At 64.6% G+C, this 8501-nt stretch carries 8 protein-coding genes; 5 read left to right on the top strand and 3 right to left on the bottom strand.

The window, feature by feature from the left end:
* The coding region (locus tag CN311_RS13850; RefSeq protein WP_425351074.1) for an alcohol dehydrogenase catalytic domain-containing protein at positions 1-414 on the bottom strand (414 nt) is incomplete at its 3' end.
* 204 nt (positions 415-618) lie between these two features.
* Here CN311_RS13850 and CN311_RS13845 point away from each other — a divergent pair.
* The gene (locus CN311_RS13845) at positions 619-1428 is read left to right on the top strand and encodes an AraC family transcriptional regulator (protein ID WP_097574284.1); all 810 of its coding nucleotides are present in this window, start codon (positions 619-621) and stop codon (positions 1426-1428) included.
* A 5-nt stretch (positions 1429-1433) separates the two neighbouring features.
* On the opposite strand, the gene ybaL is transcribed toward CN311_RS13845, so the two are convergent.
* A complete protein-coding gene (ybaL, locus tag CN311_RS13840; RefSeq protein WP_097574282.1) occupies positions 1434-3212 on the bottom strand; it encodes a YbaL family putative K(+) efflux transporter in 1779 nt (592 codons plus the stop codon).
* Positions 3213-3450: 238 nt separating this feature from the next.
* On the bottom strand, positions 3451-3900 hold the full coding sequence (locus CN311_RS13835) for a baeRF12 domain-containing protein (protein WP_097574294.1): 450 nt from the start codon (positions 3898-3900) through the stop codon (positions 3451-3453).
* Positions 3901-4281: 381 nt separating this feature from the next.
* On the opposite strand from CN311_RS13835, the gene cysG reads away from it, so the two are divergent.
* The 4 genes from cysG to CN311_RS13815 are packed head-to-tail and all read left to right on the top strand — an operon-like array spanning position 4282 to position 8498.
* Positions 4282-5748, top strand: coding sequence for a siroheme synthase CysG (gene cysG, locus CN311_RS13830; protein ID WP_097574281.1), 1467 nt, complete (start codon positions 4282-4284; stop codon positions 5746-5748).
* Positions 5745-6038 carry a DUF2849 domain-containing protein gene (locus CN311_RS13825; RefSeq protein ID WP_097574279.1) on the top strand — a complete coding sequence of 98 codons (294 nt, stop codon included), beginning with the start codon at positions 5745-5747 and terminating at the stop codon, positions 6036-6038. Before cysG ends, CN311_RS13825 begins: the two co-directional genes overlap by 4 nt.
* A gap of 50 nt (positions 6039-6088) precedes the next feature.
* A complete protein-coding gene (locus CN311_RS13820) occupies positions 6089-7759 on the top strand; it encodes a nitrite/sulfite reductase (protein ID WP_097574277.1) in 1671 nt (556 codons plus the stop codon).
* The gene (locus tag CN311_RS13815; protein ID WP_097574276.1) at positions 7734-8498 is read left to right on the top strand and encodes a phosphoadenylyl-sulfate reductase; all 765 of its coding nucleotides are present in this window, start codon (positions 7734-7736) and stop codon (positions 8496-8498) included. The genes CN311_RS13820 and CN311_RS13815 overlap by 26 nt, the downstream gene beginning before the upstream one ends.
* Positions 8499-8501 lie beyond the last annotated feature (3 nt).

The raw sequence follows: 8501 nt of genomic DNA, 5'->3' as shown, positions 1-8501 counted from the left end.
GATCAGGACCTGCTGGCCGGCCAGGTCGCCGCCGTGGCGCAAGGTCCTTAGCGCCGTCGTGCCCGCGACCGGAAGCGTGGCGGCGGAAGCGAAGCTGACGTCATCCGGCAGGACGGCGAGACGGTCGGTAGGAACGGCGACACGTTCGGCCCAGCCGGCCTGGTCGACCAAAGCCGCAACCCGGGTGCCCGCGGCTGGCCCTGAGCCATCGGCTGCCGCCCGTTCGACAATTCCAACGATGTCCTGGCCGGGTATCCAACCGTTCGGACGTATGGTGAGCAGGCGCAGTTCGCCGCGGTTCAACGAGGTCGCGTGGACCGAAACAAGCGCCTCGTTCGAGGCCGCTTGAGGCTCGGCGAGCTCCGCGATCCTCAGTCCGGTCGCGCTATCGGAAGAGATGACGAGGGCGAGCATGGTTCATACCTCACTGCTGCGGACGCACAGCTCTTCAGGCAGTTGTATGCCCGGTTCTTGCTGGTTCGACGCTGGAGCGTCCGCGGAAGAAAAGGTCGACTGCGCCGCACGCTCCAGAGTCGCTCATTCACAGGCGGAACCTATCGATTTCCCCTCTCGAATAATCTGGATATCAAGGCATTTAATCGCTAGAAACAGTCAATCATGAGACAACCTCTCCGTTACCCTTGGCTAGAGGTCGATGTGGATGACCCTTCCGCACCGGCGATTGCCGTGCGCGTTGACGTCCCCGAGACCAGAGCGGAGGTGCCCGCCCATCGGCACCGCAAGGGCCAACTCGTCTTCGCGCTCGGAGGCGGCGTCACATGCCACGTGCCCAGCGGCCTGTGGATGGTACCGCCTCATTGCGGGGTGTGGATTCCCGGCGACATGGAGCACAGCAATGTTGCGACCGCCAATGCCCGGATTTTCTTCGTCTACATTGAGCCGGGAGCCGCCGATCTGCCGGACCGGTGCTGCACACTTTCGATCTCGCCACTGTTGCGCGAACTGATCATCGAACTGTCCGATAGTGTGCAGGATGATGAGGCGAGGGACGGGCTTTTGATCAGGACACTGCTCAGCGAACTGCCGCGCATGCCTGTGCAGCGGCTGCATCTGCCGATTTCATCCGAGCCCCGCTTGAGGCGGATAGCCGAAGCGTTGGCGCAAGTCCCTGCCGACCGTAGCACACTGGCGGAATGGGCCAACCGCGTTGCGCTCAGCGAGAGCAGTCTCGCCCGCCTCGTGGTAAAGGAGACGGGGCTGAGCTTCGGGCGCTGGCGCCAGCAATTGCACTTGATCGTCGCAATTCGAGAACTGGCCTCCGGGGCCAGTGTACAGCAGGTCTCTGGCGATCTCGGCTATGGTTCCGTCACGGCCTTCATCACCATGTTCAAGAAGGCGCTTGGCAAGCCGCCGGCAAAATATCTCGGCAGCATCGCTCAAAATGGTGGCTCTGCATTCGTGGCCTGATCGGCTCAGGCAGCGGACGGTTCAGTCGCCTCAGGCTTGGGACCAAGCACCTCTTCGACAATGCCACGCGCGATCTCGCGTTCGCCCATGATGACCGTGTCGGCGCCAAGCCCCTTGAGATGCTCGACCTCGGCATCTGAATGGGCGCGCGCGATGACGCTGATGGCTGGGTTGGCGGCGCGGGCGCGCAGCACGATCTGTCCGGCCTCGAAGGCGTTGGGGATGGCCAGGATCAGCCGCTTGGCGGCCTCCGGATTGGCGGCGGCGAAGACATCGGCATTGGCCGCATTGCCGGCGACAGTTTCAATGCCGTCCGCCTTGAGCCTGGCCAGCGTCTTGTCGGCATCCTCGATGACGAGGAAGGGCAGGGCGGCCTCCTTGAGCGCTGCGCCGACGAGGCTGCCGACCCGGCCATAGCCGATCAGGATGGCGTGGCCGGCGAGCATCGTCCTGGGCGGCGGATCGTCCGCTGTCTCCGGCGCAGCGACCGAAGCCACCTGGCCGGGCTGCGTCGCCGGGCCGATCGGCTTTGCCTCGACCGGTGGCGATGCTTTGGCGGAGCGCTCCTCCAGCCATGGCTTCATCCAGTCGAGGGCGAGGAACATCAGCGGGTTGAGGAGGATCGACAGGATGGCGCCGGCCAGAATGAGGTCGCGGCCCTGTTCCGGCAACAGCTTCAGGCCGACGCCGAGCTCGGCCAGGATGAAGGAGAATTCGCCGATCTGGGCGAGGCTGGCCGAGATCATCAGTGCGGTAGACATGGGATAGCGGAAGGCGACGACGATGACGAAGGCCGCCAGCGATTTGCCAATGACGATGATGGCCAGCGTCGCCAGGATCGGCAAACCGTTGTCGATCAGGCTGAACGGGTCGAACAGCATGCCGACCGAGACGAAGAACAGCACGGAAAAGGCGTCGCGCAGCGGCAGCGATTCCTCGGCCGCCCGGTGGCTGAGTTCGGATTCGCTCATGATCATACCGGCGAAGAAAGCGCCCAGCGCCAGCGATACGCCGAACAGCTTGGCTGCGCCGAAGGCGACGCCAAGAGCAATCGCCAGAACCGCCAGCCGGAACAATTCGCGCGACCCGGTATGAGCGACATAGTGCAGGATCCAGGGAATGACGCGGCGGCCGACCACCAGCATGACGATGACGAAGGCGACGACCTTGGCCAGCGTCATGCCGACGACGCCCCAGATGCCGTAGCTCGCCGGCAACGACAGCAGGCTGGCGTGGGTCTCGACCTGCTGCTGGCCGCCGAGCACGCCGGCCAGCGCCGGCAACAGCACCAGCGCCAGCACCATGGCGAGATCCTCGACGATCAACCAGCCGACGGCGATGCGGCCGCGTTCGGTCTCGATCAGCCGCCGCTCCTGCAGCGCGCGCAACAGCACCACCGTCGAGGCGACCGACAGGGCCAGGCCGAAGACCAGTCCGGCGCCCATCGACCAGCCGAGCAGCCAGGCGAGGCCGGCGCCAAGCGCCGTCGCGAAGCCGATCTGCACGATGGCGCCGGGCACGGCGATGGCGCGGACCGACAACAGATCCTTCAGCGAGAAATGCAGGCCGACGCCGAACATCAGGAGGATGACGCCGATCTCGGCCAGTTCGTTGGCAAGGCCGGCATCGGCGACGAAGCCTGGCGTGTTCGGCCCGACCAGAACGCCGGCGACGAGATAGCCGACCAGCGGCGGGATGCGGAAGCGGTTGGCGAGCGCGCCGAAGACGAAAGCCAGCCCCAGACCGGCGACGATAGTGGCGATAAGGGGCGTGTCATGCGGCATGATCTATGGAGCGCCTTTCAGAAATCGCGATGTCGGATATGCGCCGTCCGAAGCCGCCGCCTTTGCAATATGGCGGCGCGGCTGGCCATGAGGCAACCCGCAATGGCATGAAATCGGCGACAAGGACAGCGGACAACGGAGAACTGGCGGCGTCAACCCACCATCAGCCACCCGGCAGCATGCTCCGGGCTGCTGGCGGTCGATGCGCAAAAGCCGGTTGCGCGTTGCGGATGTCCGGTCAGGCTGCCTGCAGCAGGGTCTCGATGTCGACTATGGTGTGATTGGTCAGGGTCTTCGGTATTTCCGCCGCTATTTTCTCGGCAACCTCCTTGTGCAGTTTCCTGCGCATCTCGCCCAGCACCTGCGGCGGCGCGATCAGCACGATCTCCTTGAACGTGCCGCGATGGGCGAGCTTGTAGAGCCGCCCCGCAATCTCGTCGGCGAAACGCTCCTTGCCGAGACGGTGCCAGTCCGTGTCCTCGACCGCGCTGCGGTGGATGGAAGGACCGTCATTGTAGCGGCCGGGCCGGTCGCTGCCTTGATCGCGGCTGGCGGGATTGTCCTGCTCCATTTCCTGTATCACCTGGAGGTTAGGATGGAGCGTGTCGCCCTCATTGCGGAGGAACAGCGCTTTCTCGCCATCGGCCACCACGATCCACAGACCATGTTTCAGCTTGAGGTTGTTCACGGAGCGCTCCTTTTTCCTGGTTTCATTCCGGTTTCCAGGCACGTCGTTGGACCATTGCGGCAATCGCACGGCCAGGCCGGGTTCGCAGGGCAAACGCACGCGGAGGCGGGAATGTTCCGGTGGCGACTTTAATCTACTAGATTAGTAGAATTTAGGAAAATCTGTTTTGTTGCGCGCGCCGCTTGCCGCTAAAAGAGCCGGAGATCAAGGCCCGTAACATAGGCTTCAATCCGCCGGGAATGGCGATGTGGAATATTTTTCTCCTGGCTGTTACGCTTGCAGAAAAGCGATTGCTTCCCTCAAAGTGATGCGCGAGAGCGTTCCTTCTGCTTTTTCGCGCTCGCGCGTAGAACTGACCGCGTGTTCAGGATTCCGCCCGCAATGCCGCAAGCCACACCCAAGCTCAATGCCTTCCCGGTCTTCCTGCGGGTCGAGGGTGAAGCCGTGGCCATCATTGGCGGCGGCGAGCAGGCACTGGCCAAGGCGCGGCTGATCGGCCAGTCGAGCGCTGTATTGCGCATCATCACTGACGCCCCCGAGGCCGCGTTGCTGTCCTTCATCACTGCCACCGGCGCGACCCACATCGCCGCCGCCTACGATGCCGCGCATCTCGAAGGCGTGGTGATGGTGTTTGCCGCCAGCGGCGACGAAGCGCTCGACCGCCGCGTTGTCGAGGATGCCCGCCGGTTGGGCATTCCGGTCAATGCCGTCGACCGGCCGGAACTGTGCGATTTCTTCACCCCGGCGCTGGTCAACCGCGCGCCGGTCGCCATCGCCATCGGCACCGAAGGGGCAGGCCCGGTGCTTGCCCAGATGCTGCGGAGCCGCATCGACCGTATGCTGTCGCCATCGCTCGGCCCGCTTGCCGCACTTGCCGCTTCCTTGCGCGGCACTGCTGAAAAGCTGCTGTCGAAGGGCAATGCCCGCCGCCGCTTCTGGAGCGATTTCTTCGGCGGCGCGCCAGCCCGTGCCATGGAGGCGGGCGAGCCTGCGCAGGCGCATGATGCCGCCGTCGGCCTGCTTGCCTCGAACACACCGGTCTCGGGCCACATCGCGCTGGTGGGCGCTGGCCCCGGTGCCGAAGACCTTTTGACGCTGCGCGCCCACCGCCTGCTCATGGAAGCCGATGTGATCGTTTATGACGCGCTGGTGCCGGAGGCGATCGTCGCCATGGGCCGGCGCGACGCCGAGCGTCTGCCGGTCGGCAAGCGCAAGGGCTGCCACACCAAGAGCCAGGCCGAGATCAACGCGCTGCTGATCGAACTCGGCCGCGACGGCAAGCGCGTCGTGCGGCTGAAATCCGGCGATCCGCTGGTGTTCGGCCGGGCCGGCGAGGAAATGGCGGCACTTCGCGATGCCGGCATCGCTTATGAGGTGGTTCCGGGCGTTACCGCGGCGTTTGCCGCCGCCGCGGATTTCGAACTGCCGCTGACGTTGCGCGGCGTGTCGTCATCGATGGTGTTCACCACCGGCCACGACCTCAAGGGCAATTCGCTGCCCGACTGGGCCAAGCTGGCGATTTCCGGCGCCACGGTCGCCGTCTATATGGGCCGCTCGGTCGCGGCCGAGGTTGCCGGCCGGCTGATCGAGGCCGGACTGTCGCCGGACACTGCGGTCGCCGTGGTCGAGAATGCCAGCCTTGCCAACCGCCGCCGTTTCCACGGCACGCTCGCCGATCTGCCTTCGCTGGAGGCGCGCGCCGACCTTTCAGGGCCGGTGATGACCATTATTGGCGATGCAGTCGCCGGCGCCAATTTTGAACGTTCCGAGCCGCTCGCGGCAGGTTGGCATAACGATTTGGGGCATGAAGGCGCTGCTCAAGCTGCCGCCGAAGGAGTTGAACAGTGAAGGTTTTGACTGCAAACCGCCTCACCGACGGCATCGCCGTCTGGTATGCCGATGGCGGTTGGGCCGACACGGTCGACCATGCCGACATTGCCCACGACAAAGCGGCCGAGGACCGGTTGGAGGCGACCGGTGCGGCGGCCCATGCCAGCAACGAAGTGGTCGACGTCAACCTGATCGACGTGAGCGTCGTCAATGGCGTCGTTGAGCCGGTGCGGCTGCGCGAGAAGATCCGCGCCGCAGGCCCCACCATCCGCCACGATCTGGGCAAGCAGGCTGCCCGGGCGGCTTAAAGCTACAAATCAGATGAAACACGGGCGGACGCGCCCGGAAAGACCAGACTATGTACCGATACGATGAGTTCGACCATGATTTCGTTCAGGCCCGCGTCGCCGAGTTCAGCGACCAGGTCCAGCGCCGGCTCACCGGAGAGATCACCGAGGACCAGTTCCGGCCGCTGAGGCTGATGAACGGCGTCTACCTGCAGCTGCATGCCTATATGCTGCGCATCGCGGTGCCCTACGGCACGCTGAACAGCAAGCAGTTGCGCATGCTCGGCCATATCGCCCGCAAATACGACAGGGGCTACGGCCATTTCACCACGCGCCAGAACATCCAGTTCAACTGGCCGGCGCTGTCCGACATCCCCGCGATCCTGGCCGATCTGGCCAGCGTAGAGATGCATGCCATCCAGACCAGCGGCAACTGCATTCGCAATGTCACCGCCGACCACTTCGCCGGCGCTGCTGCCGACGAAGCCGCCGATCCGCGCCCCTATGCCGAGATCCTGCGGCAATGGTCGTCCGTGCATCCGGAGTTCTCGTTCCTGCCTCGCAAATTCAAGATCGCGGTGACGGGTGCGGAGCGCGACCGCGCCGCGATCCAGACACATGACATCGGCCTGCATTTGAAGAAGAACGCGGCTGGCGAGCTCGGCTTTGCCGTCTATATCGGCGGCGGTCAGGGGCGCACGCCGATGGTGGCCAAGAAGATCCGCGACTTCCTGCCGGAGGCGGATCTGTTGTCCTACTGCACGGCGATCCTGCGCGTTTACAACCTCTATGGCCGGCGCGACAACAAGTACAAGGCGCGCATCAAGATCCTCGTTCACGAGACCGGCGTCGAGGAGATCACCCGCCAGGTCGAAGCCGAATGGCAGGAGTTGAAGGACGCGGAGCTGAAGCTGCCGGAAGCCGACATCCGCGCCATCGACGCCTATTTCGCGCCACCTCAGCTCGGCGACCGGCCGGAAGGCGACGAGGCGGTCAAGCTGGCCCGGCTCGATTCGAAGAGCTTTTCGGGTTGGCTCGACCAGAATGTGGTGACGCATCGCCATCCCGACTATGCGGCGGTGACGATCTCGCTCAAGGGCATCGGCGAGGTGCCGGGCGATGCCTCGGACAGCCAGATGGAAGCTGTCGCCGACATTGCCGAGAAATATGCTTTCGACGAGCTGCGCGTCAGTCATGAGCAGAACCTGATCCTGCCGCATGTCGCACGCGCCGACCTCAAGGCGGTCCATGATGCGCTGGTCGATATCGGCCTGGCGACGGCCAACTCCAACCTGATATCGGACATCATCTCCTGCCCCGGCCTCGACTATTGCGCGCTGGCCACGGCGCGCTCGATTCCGATAGCGCAGGAGATATCTCAGCGCTTCGCCTCGCTGGAGCGGCAGCGCGAAATCGGCGAGTTGAAGCTCAAGATCTCCGGCTGCATCAATGCCTGCGGCCATCACCATGTCGGCCATATCGGCATTCTCGGCGTCGAGAAGAAAGGCGCGGAGCTCTATCAGGTCACGCTTGGCGGCTCGGCCGACGAGAACACCTCGGTCGGCGAGATCATCGGCCGCGGCTTCTCATCGGAAGAGATCACCGACGCCATCGAGCAGATCGTCGAGACCTATCTCGGCCTTCGACTCGATCCACAGGAAAAATTCATCGACGCCTACCGCCGTGTCGGTCCCGCGCCGTTCAAGGAGGCGCTCTATGCTGGCGAAGCCAAGGCCGCTTGACCGTATTGTCGACGTCGAGGCCGGCGTCGCCGCCGAGGCGGCGGGGCTCGACGCGCTCTACGGTCACCTGAGCCCGCTCAAGATCATCGAGCGGTCAGCGCGGGAATTGTTTGATGGCGAGATCGCCGCCGTTTCCTCCTTCGGCGCCGATTCGGCCGTGCTGCTGCACATGATTTCCGAAATCGACCGCACGCTGCCGGTCATCTTCCTCGATACCGGCAAGCATTTCGAGGAAACGCTCGGCTATCGCGACGCGCTGGTCGCCGATTTCGGGCTGACCGACATCAGGGTGATCACGCCCGACGAAGCGGCGCTCGAACGGATCGACCCGACCGGCAATCTGAACGAGACCAACACCGACGCCTGCTGCGATGTGCGCAAGGTCGAGCCGCTGGCGCGAGGCGTCGAGCCGTTCCGCGCCTGGTTCACTGGCCGCAAGCGCTTCCAGGCGTCGACGCGGGCGGCACTTCCGGTGTTCGAGGCGGTGGGTTCACGCATCCGCATCAACCCGCTGGCGCACTGGACGACGTCGGATCAGGCCGCCTACATGCGTTCGCATGCGCTGCGCGAAAATCCGCTGGTCGCCTATGGCTATCTGTCGATCGGTTGCTTCCCGTGCACGCAGCCGGTACAGCCGGGCGAGGACGCGCGCAGCGGCCGCTGGGCCGGGCACGCCAAGACCGAGTGCGGCATCCATCTGTCGGGGCTGGAGAAGTCGCTGACCGACGCATCGCTTTAGGAA

It is taken from the genome of Mesorhizobium sanjuanii (assembly GCF_002529485.1).
Classification (GTDB): Bacteria; Pseudomonadota; Alphaproteobacteria; order Rhizobiales; family Rhizobiaceae; genus Mesorhizobium; species Mesorhizobium sanjuanii.
The sequence above is the reverse complement of the archived record's forward strand: the minus strand, read 5'-3'. Positions and strand labels throughout refer to the sequence as shown.

Bases quoted from the DNA above. Each gene is read 5' to 3' on its own strand.
- ybaL (WP_097574282.1), bottom strand. From the start codon at position 3,212: ATGCCGCATGACACGCCCCTTATCGCCACTATCGTCGCCGGTCTGGGG.
- CN311_RS13815 (WP_097574276.1), top strand. From the start codon at position 7,734: ATGCTGGCGAAGCCAAGGCCGCTTGACCGTATTGTCGACGTCGAGGCC.
- cysG (WP_097574281.1), top strand. From the start codon at position 4,282: ATGCCGCAAGCCACACCCAAGCTCAATGCCTTCCCGGTCTTCCTGCGG.
- CN311_RS13820 (WP_097574277.1), top strand. From the start codon at position 6,089: ATGTACCGATACGATGAGTTCGACCATGATTTCGTTCAGGCCCGCGTC.
- CN311_RS13845 (WP_097574284.1), top strand. From the start codon at position 619: ATGAGACAACCTCTCCGTTACCCTTGGCTAGAGGTCGATGTGGATGAC.